The 14,113-nt window shown below is 33.1% G+C and carries 19 protein-coding genes; all 19 read left to right on the forward strand.

The features are described 5' to 3' along the window. Nucleotides 1–14 precede the first annotated feature (14 nt). On the forward strand, nt 15–1,187 hold the full coding sequence (locus RWM24_RS07000; RefSeq protein ID WP_314112862.1) for a glucose-1-phosphate adenylyltransferase: 1,173 nt from the start codon (nt 15–17) through the stop codon (nt 1,185–1,187). Between the two features lies 1 nt (nt 1,188). Beyond that, on the forward strand, nt 1,189–2,301 hold the full coding sequence (glgD, locus tag RWM24_RS07005) for a glucose-1-phosphate adenylyltransferase subunit GlgD (protein WP_314112864.1): 1,113 nt from the start codon (nt 1,189–1,191) through the stop codon (nt 2,299–2,301). 146 nt (nt 2,302–2,447) lie between these two features. Beyond that, nucleotides 2,448–2,924: a DUF5590 domain-containing protein gene (locus RWM24_RS07010; RefSeq protein WP_314112866.1), complete on the forward strand. Its 477-nt coding sequence runs from the start codon at nt 2,448–2,450 to the stop codon at nt 2,922–2,924. Between the two features lie 12 nt (nt 2,925–2,936). Further along, the gene (locus RWM24_RS07015) at nt 2,937–4,124 is read left to right on the forward strand and encodes a pyridoxal phosphate-dependent aminotransferase (RefSeq protein WP_314112868.1); all 1,188 of its coding nucleotides are present in this window, start codon (nt 2,937–2,939) and stop codon (nt 4,122–4,124) included. 29 nt (nt 4,125–4,153) lie between these two features. Beyond that, nucleotides 4,154–5,455 (forward strand): asparagine--tRNA ligase, encoded by a 1,302-nt coding sequence (gene asnS, locus RWM24_RS07020; RefSeq protein ID WP_314112892.1) that lies wholly within the window; start codon nt 4,154–4,156, stop codon nt 5,453–5,455. A 63-nt stretch (nt 5,456–5,518) separates the two neighbouring features. Then, nucleotides 5,519–6,211 carry a DnaD domain protein gene (locus tag RWM24_RS07025; protein WP_314112894.1) on the forward strand — a complete coding sequence of 231 codons (693 nt, stop codon included), beginning with the start codon at nt 5,519–5,521 and terminating at the stop codon, nt 6,209–6,211. Between the two features lie 12 nt (nt 6,212–6,223). Then, complete coding sequence (gene nth, locus RWM24_RS07030; RefSeq protein ID WP_314112870.1) at nt 6,224–6,862, forward strand: endonuclease III; 639 nt, start codon at nt 6,224–6,226, stop codon at nt 6,860–6,862. A gap of 170 nt (nt 6,863–7,032) precedes the next feature. Then, nucleotides 7,033–7,383, forward strand: coding sequence for a DUF2187 domain-containing protein (locus tag RWM24_RS07035; RefSeq protein WP_314112872.1), 351 nt, complete (start codon nt 7,033–7,035; stop codon nt 7,381–7,383). A 39-nt stretch (nt 7,384–7,422) separates the two neighbouring features. Then, nucleotides 7,423–8,337 carry a hypothetical protein gene (locus tag RWM24_RS07040; protein WP_314112874.1) on the forward strand — a complete coding sequence of 305 codons (915 nt, stop codon included), beginning with the start codon at nt 7,423–7,425 and terminating at the stop codon, nt 8,335–8,337. A gap of 96 nt (nt 8,338–8,433) precedes the next feature. Next, nucleotides 8,434–8,646, forward strand: a complete 213-nt coding sequence (locus RWM24_RS07045; RefSeq protein ID WP_006702438.1) for a cold-shock protein — start codon at nt 8,434–8,436, stop codon at nt 8,644–8,646. After that, the gene (locus RWM24_RS07050) at nt 8,643–9,047 is read left to right on the forward strand and encodes a ribonuclease HI family protein (protein WP_314112876.1); all 405 of its coding nucleotides are present in this window, start codon (nt 8,643–8,645) and stop codon (nt 9,045–9,047) included. The genes RWM24_RS07045 and RWM24_RS07050 overlap by 4 nt, the downstream gene beginning before the upstream one ends. Nucleotides 9,048–9,059: 12 nt before the next feature. Next, nucleotides 9,060–9,341 carry a glutaredoxin gene (locus RWM24_RS07055; RefSeq protein WP_314112878.1) on the forward strand — a complete coding sequence of 94 codons (282 nt, stop codon included), beginning with the start codon at nt 9,060–9,062 and terminating at the stop codon, nt 9,339–9,341. Next, nucleotides 9,307–9,612 carry a DUF1294 domain-containing protein gene (locus tag RWM24_RS07060; protein ID WP_314112880.1) on the forward strand — a complete coding sequence of 102 codons (306 nt, stop codon included), beginning with the start codon at nt 9,307–9,309 and terminating at the stop codon, nt 9,610–9,612. The genes RWM24_RS07055 and RWM24_RS07060 overlap by 35 nt, the downstream gene beginning before the upstream one ends. Nucleotides 9,613–9,622: 10 nt before the next feature. After that, nucleotides 9,623–10,300 carry a YoaK family protein gene (locus RWM24_RS07065; RefSeq protein WP_314112882.1) on the forward strand — a complete coding sequence of 226 codons (678 nt, stop codon included), beginning with the start codon at nt 9,623–9,625 and terminating at the stop codon, nt 10,298–10,300. Next, the gene (locus RWM24_RS07070; RefSeq protein WP_314112884.1) at nt 10,297–10,818 is read left to right on the forward strand and encodes an isochorismatase family cysteine hydrolase; all 522 of its coding nucleotides are present in this window, start codon (nt 10,297–10,299) and stop codon (nt 10,816–10,818) included. Before RWM24_RS07065 ends, RWM24_RS07070 begins: the two co-directional genes overlap by 4 nt. 14 nt (nt 10,819–10,832) lie before the next feature. Continuing rightward, a complete protein-coding gene (locus RWM24_RS07075; RefSeq protein ID WP_314112886.1) occupies nt 10,833–11,024 on the forward strand; it encodes a hypothetical protein in 192 nt (63 codons plus the stop codon). 12 nt (nt 11,025–11,036) lie between these two features. Next, nucleotides 11,037–11,387, forward strand: coding sequence for a thioredoxin domain-containing protein (locus tag RWM24_RS07080; protein ID WP_314112887.1), 351 nt, complete (start codon nt 11,037–11,039; stop codon nt 11,385–11,387). 34 nt (nt 11,388–11,421) lie between these two features. Beyond that, nucleotides 11,422–12,774, forward strand: coding sequence for a DUF2130 domain-containing protein (locus RWM24_RS07085; RefSeq protein ID WP_314112888.1), 1,353 nt, complete (start codon nt 11,422–11,424; stop codon nt 12,772–12,774). A gap of 11 nt (nt 12,775–12,785) precedes the next feature. Then, a complete protein-coding gene (locus RWM24_RS07090) occupies nt 12,786–13,496 on the forward strand; it encodes a B3/4 domain-containing protein (RefSeq protein ID WP_314112890.1) in 711 nt (236 codons plus the stop codon). Nucleotides 13,497–14,113: the final 617 nt, after the last annotated feature.

Raw genomic sequence — 14,113 nt, forward strand, 5'->3', positions numbered from 1 at the left:
AAGGAGAGACACAAATGGCAAGAAAAAAAGAAATGGTCGCAATGTTATTAGCAGGAGGACAAGGGACTCGCTTACAAGTATTAACACAAGATATGGCAAAACCTGCCGTACCGTATGGTGGAAAGTATCGTATTATTGATTTCCCATTATCCAATTGTGCCAACTCAGGTATTTCAACAGTTGGTGTTTTAACACAATTTAAACCATTGGAATTAAATTCATATATGGGAAATGGTCAACCATGGGATTTAGATAGAATGGATGGTGGATTATCAATTTTACCACCGTATACCGCAGGGAAAACGGGAGAATGGTATAAAGGAACAGCTCATGCCATCTATCAAAATATTAAATATATTGAACAATATGAGCCTGATTATGTCTTGATTTTATCTGGGGACCATATTTATAAAATGAATTACAATAAAATGTTAGAGTTCCATAAGGAAAAAGAAGCTGATTTAACGATTGCTCATATTAATGTACCGATGGAAGAAGCACATCGCTTTGGAATTTTAAATACAGATGAAGACCTTCGTATTGTTGAGTTTTTAGAAAAACCTGAAAAACCAGTATCTACAAAAGCTTCTATGGGAATTTATATTTTCAATTGGAGAGTATTACGTGAGTATTTAATTCGAGATGAAGCAAATCCGGAAAGTGAGAAGGATTTTGGGAAAAATATTATTCCAATGTTATTAGAAGAAGATAAAAAGATTTTCGCCTTCCCATTTGAAGGATATTGGAAAGATGTTGGTACAATTGAAAGTTTATGGGAAGCTAATATGGACTTAATTAAGAGTCGTGAAGCATTTGATATTGATGATACAAGTTGGAGAATTTACTATCGTCATGAAGGTCGCTTGCCACAATTTTTGGGAGAACATTCAGATGTTCAGTCTTCTATGATTTCAGACGGTACTTTAGTATTTGGAGAAGTAAAAGATTCAATTATTTCTTCCGGAGTTGTGATTGCAGAAGGTGCAGTCGTTAAAGATAGTATTATTATGCAAAATGCTACAATTGAAAAAGGTGCATCTGTTTATCATTCCATCGTTGCAGAAGGTGCAGTTATTAAAGCTGGTGTATCTATCGGTCATCAAGAAATTGAATTAGGAAAAGATATGATTACGGTAATTGGGCGCAATGAAGTTGTCAATGAACCAATGAAAGCGGGAGGATGTTAATATGATAAAAGCTTTTGCGATTTTATTTGCAGATAATTATAGACAAGATGACTTACAAGGATTAGTCCGTTCAAGAACATTAGCTTCTTTACCAGTAGCTTCGAGATATCGTCTAGTGGACTTTATGTTATCTTCCCTAGTGAAGGCAGATATTGATAATATTGGAATTGTGACCAACCATAATTATAAATCTTTACGTGACCATGTTGGTTGGGGGAAAGATTGGGATTTAAATAGAAAAAATAGAGGGTTAACGTTATTAACTCCATTATCTAATTATTTGTCTACTCGAATTCCTCAAAATAAAATTGAAGCATTAGGGAATACAATGGTTTATACGGAAAATTTAACGGAAGAATATTGTATTTTAGCAGATGCTAATATTATTGGAACAATTGATTTTAAAGAGATGTTCCAATACCATGTGGATACAGCATCAGATATTACTGTAGCCTATCATTATCGTAAACCTGAAATCGGAGAGTCTCAAATTATTTTTGATAAAGATCATAAAGTATATGAAAGTTTATACCATTTTAACGGTGGAAAAGAAAAATGTGCTACACAAGTCAAAATTTATATTATGACAAAAGAATTATTAAATGCCATTATTAAAAAAGGTATGACTCTTGGATGGGAAGATATTTTAAGAGATTATGTTTCTAAAAATCTAGATACGCTAAATGTTTATGCCTATGAAATTAAAGGATATTCTAAAATTATTAATACGGTAAAAGATTATTTTGATTTCAACCAAGACTTATTAAAACCTGAGACATTAACAGCTGTGTTTGATAGTGGAACGGATATTTTAACGAGAGTACAAGATAGTGTACCAACACGTTATGGAGATACCTCACAAGTTAAAAGTTCCTTATTAGGAGATGGTTCTTGTATTAATGGTACTGTTGAAAATAGTATTATTTTCAGGGATGTTATCATCGAAGAAGGAGCTGTTGTAAAAAATAGTGTCATTATGGCGAATTCTATTATTCGTAAAGGTGCTCATCTTGATTATGTTATTACAGATAAAAGCATTGAAGTTCCTGAAAATAAAACATTAATAGGAACAAGCGAATGTCAAGTGATTGTAGAAAAAAATAAATGTGTCTAACCACTGAAAGATAGTTCTCAACCATGGGAACTATCTTTTTTATTGCTAAATTCTTATTCAAGAAATTATAAAATACTGGTGCTTTTTACTAGCTTATCGTATAATAAATTTATCTGAATTTAAAAATTAGAAAAGGTTGTGCATCCATGAGAAGACGTACGATGTTGCTTTTCGTCTGCACGTTTTTAGTGATTTTTTTTGGAGCAGCTCGAATATTTTATCTCAGTCAATCGGAACGATTACGTGCAAAAGATTTGGCAGTAGAGATTGCAGCTCCAAAAGTTCAATTTACAAAAATTACAGATTTCTATTGGTTTAATACGGAAGAAACGTATTATTCACTAGCTGGAATTACGACAGAAGGTCAACAATTATATGCGATTGTTTCTCCAGATAAGAGAGAAGTGACCATATTACAACAGGATGCTGTCATTAATGAACAAGAAGCACGATCAATCACAAAACAAGCGAAACATACAGATGAGATTTTAGAAGCAAGATTGGGAATGATAAAAGATGAACCCGTTTGGGAAGTCAATTATCGAACAAGCAATAAACGAATTGGATATTATTATATTTCCGCTAAAAATGGTCAATGGATAAAAGATATTGAGAATATTTAAAGGTGAGTTATTATGGTAAAAATTTCAGCACGTGTCTCTAAAATACTTCCTTCTGGAACTTTAGCGATGACACAAAAAGCAAGAGAATTAAAAGCGTCCGGAAAAGATATTATTAGCTTATCAATTGGTGAGCCGGATTTTAATACACCTGAAAAAATAACAAAAGCAGCAATTGAATCACTATTGAAACATGAAACGGACCATTACACACCTACTTTAGGATTAGATGCATTAAAACAAGCGATTAGCGATTTTCATTTAAGAAAAGATGGTGTGAAAGTTTCAAAACAACAAGTAGCTGTTTTTGCTGGAGCAAAGTTTGCTTTATATTCTGCATTTCAAACATTAATTGACCCAGGTGAAGAAGTTTTAGTGCCTGTTCCATATTGGGTGAGTTATGCAGAACAAATTACGTTAGCTCAAGGTGTTCCGGTCTTTATAGAAACGATTGAAGAGAATGCCTTTAAATTAACCGTAGATTTGTTAGAAAGAGCTTTAACAAATAAAACGAAGCTATTAATTTTGAATTCTCCATCAAATCCAACAGGATTAACGTATTCCAGAGAAGAATTATATGAAATTAGTCAGTGGGCATTAAACCATCAAGTGTTTGTTATCGCTGATGAGATTTATTATGAATTAGTGCATGATGTGCCAAGTATTAGTGTGGCAAGTTTATCCGAAGAAATCCAAAATAATACATTAGTCATTAATGGATTGTCGAAATCTGTTGCGATGACGGGTTGGCGATTAGGATATGCCTTTGGTCCAGTGGAAGTGATACGAGCATTGAATGATTTAACCAGTCATACAACGAGTAATCCTGCTGCAGTCGTTCAATATGCTGCAATTCGGGCGTTTAAGGAAGATTTACAAGAAGATAAAGAAGCGATGCGTCGTCAATTCCAAAAGAGGATTGAATTATTCCACTCATTAATTCAGGAAATTCCTGGCATGTCATGCGTGAAACCAGGAGGAGCCTTTTATCTATTTGTGAATATTCAAGAAGCAATGAAAATAGTTGGAGTTGAAACTTCAGATGCATTTGCATTAAAATTATTAGAGGAAGTTGGAGTGGCGACTGTGTCAGGTGAAAACTTCGGTTGTACTGGTTACTTGCGATTAAGTTGTGCAAGTAGTGAAGAAGAACTAAAAAATGCCGCTCAAAGAATGAATCAATTTGTTAGAAATTATTTGTAGAAAGAGGGATTATTTTGAAAAAAATCAGAATGAACCAAGCTAAAGATTATGTTGGACAAACTGTCTTAATTGGAGCTTGGGTAGCTAATAAACGTTCAAGTGGGAAAATTGCTTTCTTACAATTACGTGATGGAGCAGCTTATTTCCAAGGGATTGTTGTAAAAAGCGATGTTCCGGAAGAAGTGTTTGAAATTGCTAAATCATTAACACAAGAAACAGCAGTTTATGTAACAGGGGTTGTACAAGAAGATACTCGTTCAAAATTAGGATTTGAATTATTAGTAACAGGATTAGAAGTGATTGGTGAAAGTCATGAATATCCAATTACTCCAAAAGAACACGGTACAGACTTCTTAATGGACCACCGTCATTTATGGTTACGTTCAAGTAAACAACATGCGATTATGCAAATTCGTAATGCGATTATTTATGCTTCATATGAATTCTTTGATCAAAATGGATTTATTAAATTTGATAGTCCAATTTTATCTGGAAATGCAGCAGAAAATACAACTGAATTATTTGAAACAGATTATTTTGGAGATCCAGCTTTCTTATCTCAATCAGGTCAATTATACTTAGAAGCTGGAGCAATGGCATTCGGTCCAGTATTTGACTTTGGTCCAGTATTCCGTGCTGAAAAATCAAAAACTCGTCGTCACTTAACAGAATTCTGGATGATGGATGCGGAATATCCATTTGTAACTCATGACGAATCATTAGATTTACAAGAAGCTTATGTAAAAGCATTAATTCAAGGAGTGTTAGACCGTGCTCCTCATGCTCTTGAAACATTAGAAAGAGATGTAGAATTATTGAAGAAATATGTGAGTGAACCATTTAAACGTATTTCTTATGATGAAGCGATTGATTTATTACAAGCTCATGAAGCAGATGAAGATACAGATTATGAACATTTAGAACATGGAGATGACTTTGGTTCTCCACATGAAACTTGGATTTCTAATCATTTTGGAGTTCCAACATTCGTGATGAACTATCCAGCAGATATTAAAGCATTCTACATGAAACCAGTACCTGGTAATGAAAGCCGTGTACTTTGTGCGGACCTATTAGCTCCAGAAGGATATGGAGAAATTATCGGTGGTTCGCAGCGTGAAGTAGACTATGATAAATTATATGCAAAAATTAAAGAGAATGGCTTAAATCCAGATGATTATGCATTCTACTTAGATTTAAGAAAATATGGTTCAGTTCCTCACGCAGGATTCGGACTAGGTTTGGAAAGAATGGTAACATTCGTTGCAGGAACGAAACATATTCGTGAAGCAATTCCATTCCCACGTTTATTAAACCGTATTTTCCCATAAAACAGACAATTTCAAACCGATTTTTAGAGTTTCTAGAAATCGGTTTTTATGTCAGAAAAAGAGGTGAAAATTTTGGAACAAACATTTCAACAATTTTGGATGTATCAAGGAGGAACAACCGTTCCAAATCCATTCATCCGTTATTATCAACAATTACAATTGACGGCGCAAGAATGCTTAATGCTTTCTTGGTGGTTACAACATTCCACTTCAGAATATTTTCCATTGAATGTAGATGAAGTCTGCGAGGTATTTTCAATTAGTGAAAATACATTATTCCAAATCATTCAGCATTTATTGGATCGACAAGTGGTATCTGTGACCCAAAAAGAAAATGAACAAGGCAAAAAAGAAGAATATTATAGTCTAGCGCCGTTATTTCAACAATTGGAAATATTACATCGCCAAGAAGTCGCTAAAAAAGAAGAAAATGATAAGCCAAATTTAATTTTTGTCATTGAAAAAGAGTTTGGAAGACCGATTAGTTCATACGAAATTCAAATGATTAAAAGTTGGATTGATAAAGATGAATATTCTTATGATTTAATTTTAGCGGCTTTAAAAGAAGCGGTATTAAATCAAGTGTTTACGTTAAAATATATGGATAAAATTTTGCTAACATGGCAAAGAAAAGGATTCAAAACAGTGCAACAAGTGATTCAAGATAAGAATCGCACGAGAAATGGAAATTTCGCAGCAAAACCAAAAGAAACAACACCGATTCCTCTAGTTCCATTAGATAATTGGTTGGATTAATGGAGGAAGATAATGTTATCAAAAACAAAAACAATTGAAGCAGTTCAAACAATGGGAGATTTATTTCCAGATGCTCATTGTGAGCTAAACCATCGCAATGCTTTTGAATTACTGATTGCTACGATTTTAAGTGCTCAAGCAACCGATGTAGGTGTGAATAAAGTAACGCCAAAATTATTTGAGAGATTTCCGTCTCCAGCTCATTTGGCTGTTGCTAGTGAGGAGTCAGTGATTGAATGTATTCAATCATTAGGATTGTATCGAAGTAAGGCAAAAAACATTCGCCTTTGTGCGCAACAACTGCTAGAACGATTTAATGGTGAAGTTCCCTGTACTAGAGAAGAATTAGTGAGTTTAGCAGGAGTTGGTAGAAAAACTGCCAATGTAGTCATGAGTGTTGCTTTTAATATCCCAGCATTTGCAGTAGATACGCACGTTGAGAGAATTTCAAAACGTCTTCAAATTTGTAGACAAAAAGATTCCGTATTAGAAGTAGAGGAAACTTTATGTCGTAAAATCCCAAAAGAATTATGGTCGAGAGCGCATCATTGGATGATTTTCTTTGGACGATATCATTGCATTGCTCGAAAACCAAAGTGTCATGAATGTCCCTTATTAGAAATGTGTGTCTTTGGTCAAAGAGAAGTGTAATCTTTCTAGACGAAAATTCCTAATTTTTTCGAAAATATTACTTAGAAATGTTATAATATCAATGTTTTTGAGAGTTTTTAACTGACAAAAAATGGTATCTGTGCTATACTTAAATTAGTAATATAGTAGATGTGTTGGAATTGGAAGGCCCATGGGAAGAGGCGATGAAGATGACCGTAAAAGTTACAAAGAAAGTTCAAGCAATTGTTGAAACGGAACTTCGTAAAGGCACCACTAAATCTCGTATTGCGCATATATTGGGTATAACTTATGAAGAAGTTTTGATTGTGATTAAGAAAGTAAAGGATTCGATTCGTCCAGATGTAGGAGATCGTATTCATTTTACTTTTCGAGGGCAACAAATGTATGGTGTTATTCATAAGCTCCTATCCAATAGTGCGGTAGTTGTCATTGATTGGGGAGCTTCAACGACTGTTATGAAAGATATTTGTGAAGATCGCACCATTGTAAATTTTAAAGATATTATTGAATTTTTACCGAATGATGCTAAGACAGACTAATCATGTTAGTCTGTTTTTCTTTTAAAGAGGAGGAAAAAGATGGGGAATACAATTGAATTTCCAAATAAAGAAGATTTTTATATCCAAAAAGCGAATCAATGTCAAAAAGAAGAAGATTTAATTGGCGCCATTGATTGGTTAGAAAAAGGCTATATCAAGACGAATTCAGAACAACTATTGGAGAAATTATGGACTCTATTATATCGGACTCAAGACTGGAATGAAATAATATGGCTAGTAGAAGAGTTTGAACTAAAGGAAGAAAAGTACTTATCGGTTTATTTAGAAGCATTAATCCATATGAATCGGTTTGAACAAGTGGAAGCTTTTCTGAAAGAGTATCAACAATTAGAGTCTCCATGGATAGCATCGCTTCAGTTGAAAATGATGAATCAAAAATTGAAAAATGAACAAGAGAAAGTTCAGCAGTTACAAGAAATTGGGGAAGCATTACAAGCACAGAATAAAATTTTTTCTGTTGAAGAAAAGCATTATATAACTCAAGTATTAATTGATTCAACATTAGCCCAAAAAGAATACGTGATTCAATTATTTTTACTTCATCCACAGATTCCAATGTTTGATAAAGCTATTTTATTAGATGAATGGTTGGAATCTGGAACACTTGAAGCGATTCAATTATTATGGAATGGAGAAATGAAACAAATTAAACGAAATAAACTGTTTTCGATTTCTAAATCTCGATTCTATAAAGAGGAATCCGTGTTGTTAAAGGAGTTAATCAATCATTTTCCAATGGAAGAGGCTACGATGTTAGCTCAAAAATGGATGCAAGATACGATTCGATTATATCCGTTTCAAGAAGAATATATTTCTTCTTTTGAGGAATGGATAAAATATTTTTCAAAGAAAGAAGAACTATTGCAAAGTTTATTTTATGATGACGCTACTTTTATTAAACAATATGATGATTTTAGAGAAAATAAATACTGAAAATAGACTTGAAACAAATCATTTTAAAAATAGAATTAGAACGTATATAATGAGATAAAAGCTGTCTAATGATAGAAAAGGCTGGAGGTTTTCATAATGAAAAAAGGAATCGTAAAATGGTTTAGCAATGAAAAAGGCTATGGTTTTATTTCGGTCACTGATACAGATGAAGATATTTTTGTTCACTTTACTGGCATTATATCTGAAGGATTTAAGACTTTAAAGGAAGGACAAAGAGTAGAATTTGAAATTGCACAAGGTGCTCATGGACTTCAAGCTACTCATGTAAGTGTAGTAGTTTCTGAATGATTCGAGTAAGAACAGATGCAGCTGTAAATGGAAATCCAGGAAAAGTTGGAATTGGAATTGAAATTTTATACGAAAAACAACAATTTTTATTTAAGGAAAATGCTGACCAATTAATGGATAATCATCAAGCAGAATTATGGGCGATTTATCGTGCCTTAATCATTCTTCAAGAAAAAGAATGGCATCATGAAGTAGTTTTTTTGAATTCTGATTCGAAATTTGCCATGATGGCGATTGAAAAAAATTATACCAAACAAGTAGCTTACCAAGAGATTCTAAAAAAAGTTCAGGAAGAACTTCAATTTTTCCCACAATTATTTTTAGAATGGATTCCTGAAAAGGAAAATCGAGGTGCTGATCAATTAGCAAGACAAGCTTTACAACAAATTATAAGTAGATAGGGAGTTTTTAGAATGCAAGAACACGTATTATATTTTAGTAGCTTATGTCCAGATACAAAAGCTTTTGTAGAGGAGTTACAAAGACAAAATATTAGCTATCGTGAGGTAGATATTACTGCAAGTATGGCTAACTTAAAAGAATTTATTCGTTTAAGAGATGATAAACCACAATTTGAAGGTCGTAAACAATGGGGAATGGTAGGGATTCCTTGTTTAGTGACTAAAACAGGTCAGTACATTTTTGAAATTGGTCAATTAAATGGAACAAGTTGTGAGGCTGTTCCGGTTGAGTAATACTTCGTTATTACTTTTAAGTTATTTTCTAGGGCTTAATCTCTTATTATTTATTCTAATGGGAATAGATAAAAGAGCTGCAAAAAGAAAAAAGTGGCGAATACCTGAAAGAAGATTATTAACTCTAGGATTAATCGGTGGGGGAATTGGCGGAATACTTGGAATGCTAGTGTTCCACCATAAAACTCATCGACTTTATTTTATAATTTGTTATGTAGTGAATTTTATTTGTTGGGGATTAGCTTTTCAATACTATATACAACAATGGTAAGGGGGAAGAGATGAAGCAACAAAAAGGAATTTTATTTGCAATATGGATAGGACTACTTAGTGCTTTATCAGGATTTGTAAATATTACAACATTATTATTATATGAAACACCTACTACACATATGACAGGGAATGTTTCGGGAGTTTTAATTCACTCGATGGCTGGAGAAAGAGAAAAAGCAATCACTTTATTTTTGATTGTGATGAGTTTTTTACTTGGTGGCGTTTGTTGTGGAGTGATTTTTTCAGAAAAAGTATTTCGTTTTGCAAACCGCTATGGCATCTTACTAATTGTGTTAGGTCTATTATTAGGTCTTAGTTATTGGTTGAAGTTAGAATCCTTATGGATTTATCAATTAGCTTTTACAGTCGGTGTTCAAAATGGAATGTTTATTTATTATCGAGGGATGATTGTTAGAACGTCACACTTTACGGGCTATTTAACAGATACAGGTTTTGCGATTGGAAGATGGTTAAGAGGTCATCGAAAGGACAAAGTCAAAATTATGTTTTATAGTTTAAGTATGCTCTTCTTTTTAGGAGGAGGAACAATTGCATATGAAATGGCAAGTTTATCAAAAGAATTATTGCTATTTTGTATTAGTATCAGTTATGTTTTAGCGGGCGGATATTACTTTATATTCCGTCATTTATATGAATACTATCATTTATTGGAGGATCAATCATGACAGATATTTTAGTTGTAGTGGATATGCAAAAAGATTTTGTAGATGGAGTATTGGGGAGTAAAGAAGCGGTAGCTATAGTACCAACTGTTGCAAAATATATTCGAGATTTTTCAGGGAAGGTATTTTATACATTGGATACTCACCACGAAAATTATTTAGAAACAGAAGAAGGGAAAAAATTACCGGTTGTTCACTGTGTAAAAGGAACTCCAGGATGGCATTTAGATGTCACTGTTCAAGAAGCTCTTTTAGAAAAAGATGCCGTTGGGGTTGAAAAACCTACTTTTGGATCAACAGCATTAATGGAATTATTAAAGGAAGTACCTTCCATTAGCTCCATTACATTTTTAGGATTGTGTACGGATATTTGCGTTATTAGTAATGTCTTATTAGCGAAAGCAAATTTCCCAGAAATCCCGATTAATGTAAGTTCAACTTCATGTGCAGGGGTAACCCCTCAAACGCATCAACAAGCATTAGAAGCTATGAAAATGTGCCAAATTAATGTGTTACAATAAGTGTAGGTGAAAGAATGGATTCTAAAGATAAAATTAAAGAATTAAATGTCCTGAATGCCATCATGTTAGTAGCCATTTTAATTGGTATTGGAATAGGCATTATCATTCAAGAATTAATCGGTGGAGTAGCAATCGGAATGCTCGGAGGATTTATTACTCGATTAATTTATTTAAGAAAAAAATATAAGGATATTAATCCAAAATAAGGAGAAAAAACTATGTCACAAGAATTTTTAGAAGCAGTAGAAAAATTTGAAAAAAAATCTATTAAAGAAGTAGAAAGTTTCATCTCAAATGGTGAAGAAGTTATTTTATTTATTGGACGTCCAACTTGTCCATATTGCCGTCGTTTCGCTCCAAAAATGAATGAAGCACGTCAAGCGTTAAATAAACCAGCTATCTTCGTTAATAGTGAAGATGTGACTCAATTAAAGGAGATTCAATCATTCCGTCAAAAATATGGTATTCCAACAGTACCAGGTTTATTAGTAGCTAAGGGTGGAGAAGTTCGAGTAGTCTGTGATTCATCCATTAGCGTAGAAGAAATTGTTGAGTTTGTAAATCGTTAATTAGTATTTCTATTGAAAAGAGGGGGAGACTTGTATGAACGAAATTAAATGTCCACACTGTCAAAAAGTTTTTACGATTGATGAACATTCTTATGCAGATATTGTGCGTCAAGTTCGTACTCAAGAATTTACACAAGAAATTCATCAACAATTAGAATTGGCAAAAAAACAATTTGAAACAGAACAACAGTTAAAATCTCAACAAGCTCAATCTCATTTTGAAGAGAAATTAGCACAATATACACAACAAATTGCTCTATTAGAACAAGAGCTAAAACAGGCTAGTCAGCAAATAGAAGTTCAAGTTGAAAAAGAAAAACATAAATTGGAAATAGAATTATCAAAAATCCAACAAGAACAAGTGATTTCAAAGCAAGAATTGACGCAGCAATATCAGGAAAAAGTGTCTCAGCAAGAACAATTGATTCAGTCACTTCAAGCAAAAATCGATGCACAAGAAACAAAAGAAGCCTTACGAGTTTCACAGTTGTCTGCAGAAAAAGATCGTGTGATTGCAGACTTAGAAGCGAAAAATCATTTGCAAGAAAAGGAACAAGAAGTTCAAGCGGCTGCTTTAAAAGAAAAATATGAATTGGAATTACGTCAAAAAGACGAAACGATTGCCTTCTATAAAGATTTTAAAGCAAAACAATCGACAAAAATGGTCGGTGAAAGTTTAGAACAACATTGTGAGATACAATTTAATCAATTAAGAATGACGGCTTTTCCAAGAGCTGAATTTGGTAAAGATAATGATGCAAAAACAGGAAGTAAGGGCGATTATATTTACCGTGAATACGATGATTTTGGAAATGAAATTTTATCGATTATGTTTGAAATGAAAAATGAAAATGATCAAACAGCTACTAAAAAGAAAAATGAACATTTCTTTAAAGAATTAGATAAAGATAGATGTGAAAAAATTTGCGAATATGCCATTTTAGTTTCTTTATTAGAAGCAGATAATGAACTCTATAATAACGGAATTGTGGATGTCAGCTATGTTTATGAGAAGATGTATGTTGTAAGACCTCAGTTCTTTATTCCAATCATTACGTTATTAAGAAACGCTGCGTTAAATTCTCTAAAATATAAACAAGAATTAGCGCAAATGAAAGAGCAACAATTAGATATTACGCATTTCGAAGAAGACTTACTAGCGTTTAAAACAGCCTTTTCTAAAAACTATGAATTGGCAAGTAAGAGATTTAAAACAGCAATTGATGAAATTGATAAAACAATTTCTCATTTACAAAAAACAAAAGATGCGTTGTTATCATCAGAAAACAATTTAAGATTAGCAAATAATAAGGCGACAGATTTGACCGTTAAAAAACTTGTCAAAAATAATGCAACAATGAAACAGCGATTCGAAGAATTAGAATAGGGGAATGGAACATGGCAAAATTTATCGTAGAACCAGAATTTTGGGAATTATTTCCAGAAGGTCAAGTAAATGTATTAGTCTTAAAAGGAATTAATAATACTGTAGATGAAACAGAAGATCCTTATTTTGAAGGCATTTTAGCAGAAGCGTGTAAAAAGGCTCAAGAGCATTTTACAGAAGAAGTGTTTAGTGATAATACAGTAATTCAACAATGGAGACAAGCCTATTCTAAGTTCAAAACTAAAAAAGGGGCTCGTTCTTCTATTGAAGCTCTATTAAAACGTGTTTCTCAAGGACATACATTCCGTTTAATTACTCCATTAGTAGATATTTATAATAGTATTTCTATTGAATATGCTGTTCCATTAGGAGGAGAAGATTTAGATAAAATCCAAGGAGATTTACGCTTAGGTAAAGCTAAAGGAGGAGAAAGTTTCTTCCCGTTAGGAGCTGAGGAAGATGCTCCTGCATTAGAAGGCGAAATTTGCCACTTCGATAATGAGGGAGCCGTATGTCGTTGCTTGAATTGGAGAGAAGCAAAGAGAACAATGTTGCAAGAAGAAACAACGAATGCCGTTCTTATAATGGAATCTGTTACAAAAGATCAAGCTGAAAGAGCAACAGTTGCAATGGAAGCATTAAAAAAACGTTGCGAAGAATACTTCAATGTTACTGGAGTAAGTTCAATTGTAACACCTGAAAATAGCGAAGTTGAATTATAGTAGGAAAGTGGTAGAGCATACGTTCTGCCACTTTTAGTTTTAAGCATTTGAAACGTCAAAGGAAAGCATAATATTGTGAAACTAAAGATAAGGTTATAAGAGATGATGTTTTAATGCTCATTTGACATATACTGATTTTCCTAAGATATAAGAAGTTAGATAAAAAGAAAAAGAAGGTGGTTTTATACTGCCTATTTTGTGATATAATTATAATTGTAGAAAAGTGAAGACGGTGGCTCCTTGTACCGAAAGAGAGGTGATGCCTATGGGTAGTGCATCAAAATCTAACGGAAAGGAGGGGCATTTTTTTGACCGCTTTTGAAGTAGTGCAGACGATTCTAGGTTTTAATTGGCTTGTGCTATAAAATCTTCAAAGACAAGAACAAAAAATAATCCGTCCCCACTTTTGCGCGAGTAGGACGGATTAAATCTGTTATACGAGCCACCGTCTTTTTAACGGTTCTACATTGGAGTTGAGTTGGTAGCTCAGCTCCTTTTTCTGTCTCTATTATAACACAATACAAATAAATTTAAAATTAGAAACTAATCGAATAATTTTCGATTGTCAAACACAAGTGATAATGTCTCAATTAAACACAAGTAAAAATGTCCCAAAT

This window comes from uncultured Granulicatella sp. (assembly GCF_963516875.1).
Lineage (GTDB): Bacteria > Bacillota > Bacilli > Lactobacillales > Aerococcaceae > Granulicatella.

Excerpts from the sequence above, each read along its gene's own strand:
- RWM24_RS07000 (WP_314112862.1), top strand. The coding sequence starts at position 15 with ATGGCAAGAAAAAAAGAAATGGTCGCAATGTTATTAGCAGGAGGACAA.
- glgD (WP_314112864.1), top strand. The coding sequence starts at position 1,189 with ATGATAAAAGCTTTTGCGATTTTATTTGCAGATAATTATAGACAAGAT.
- RWM24_RS07010 (WP_314112866.1), top strand. The coding sequence starts at position 2,448 with ATGAGAAGACGTACGATGTTGCTTTTCGTCTGCACGTTTTTAGTGATT.
- RWM24_RS07015 (WP_314112868.1), top strand. The coding sequence starts at position 2,937 with ATGGTAAAAATTTCAGCACGTGTCTCTAAAATACTTCCTTCTGGAACT.
- asnS (WP_314112892.1), top strand. The coding sequence starts at position 4,154 with ATGAACCAAGCTAAAGATTATGTTGGACAAACTGTCTTAATTGGAGCT.
- nth (WP_314112870.1), top strand. The coding sequence starts at position 6,224 with ATGTTATCAAAAACAAAAACAATTGAAGCAGTTCAAACAATGGGAGAT.
- RWM24_RS07035 (WP_314112872.1), top strand. The coding sequence starts at position 7,033 with ATGACCGTAAAAGTTACAAAGAAAGTTCAAGCAATTGTTGAAACGGAA.
- RWM24_RS07040 (WP_314112874.1), top strand. The coding sequence starts at position 7,423 with ATGGGGAATACAATTGAATTTCCAAATAAAGAAGATTTTTATATCCAA.
- RWM24_RS07045 (WP_006702438.1), top strand. The coding sequence starts at position 8,434 with ATGAAAAAAGGAATCGTAAAATGGTTTAGCAATGAAAAAGGCTATGGT.
- RWM24_RS07050 (WP_314112876.1), top strand. The coding sequence starts at position 8,643 with ATGATTCGAGTAAGAACAGATGCAGCTGTAAATGGAAATCCAGGAAAA.
- RWM24_RS07055 (WP_314112878.1), top strand. The coding sequence starts at position 9,060 with ATGCAAGAACACGTATTATATTTTAGTAGCTTATGTCCAGATACAAAA.
- RWM24_RS07060 (WP_314112880.1), top strand. The coding sequence starts at position 9,307 with ATGGAACAAGTTGTGAGGCTGTTCCGGTTGAGTAATACTTCGTTATTA.
- RWM24_RS07065 (WP_314112882.1), top strand. The coding sequence starts at position 9,623 with ATGAAGCAACAAAAAGGAATTTTATTTGCAATATGGATAGGACTACTT.
- RWM24_RS07070 (WP_314112884.1), top strand. The coding sequence starts at position 10,297 with ATGACAGATATTTTAGTTGTAGTGGATATGCAAAAAGATTTTGTAGAT.
- RWM24_RS07075 (WP_314112886.1), top strand. The coding sequence starts at position 10,833 with ATGGATTCTAAAGATAAAATTAAAGAATTAAATGTCCTGAATGCCATC.
- RWM24_RS07080 (WP_314112887.1), top strand. The coding sequence starts at position 11,037 with ATGTCACAAGAATTTTTAGAAGCAGTAGAAAAATTTGAAAAAAAATCT.
- RWM24_RS07085 (WP_314112888.1), top strand. The coding sequence starts at position 11,422 with ATGAACGAAATTAAATGTCCACACTGTCAAAAAGTTTTTACGATTGAT.
- RWM24_RS07090 (WP_314112890.1), top strand. The coding sequence starts at position 12,786 with ATGGCAAAATTTATCGTAGAACCAGAATTTTGGGAATTATTTCCAGAA.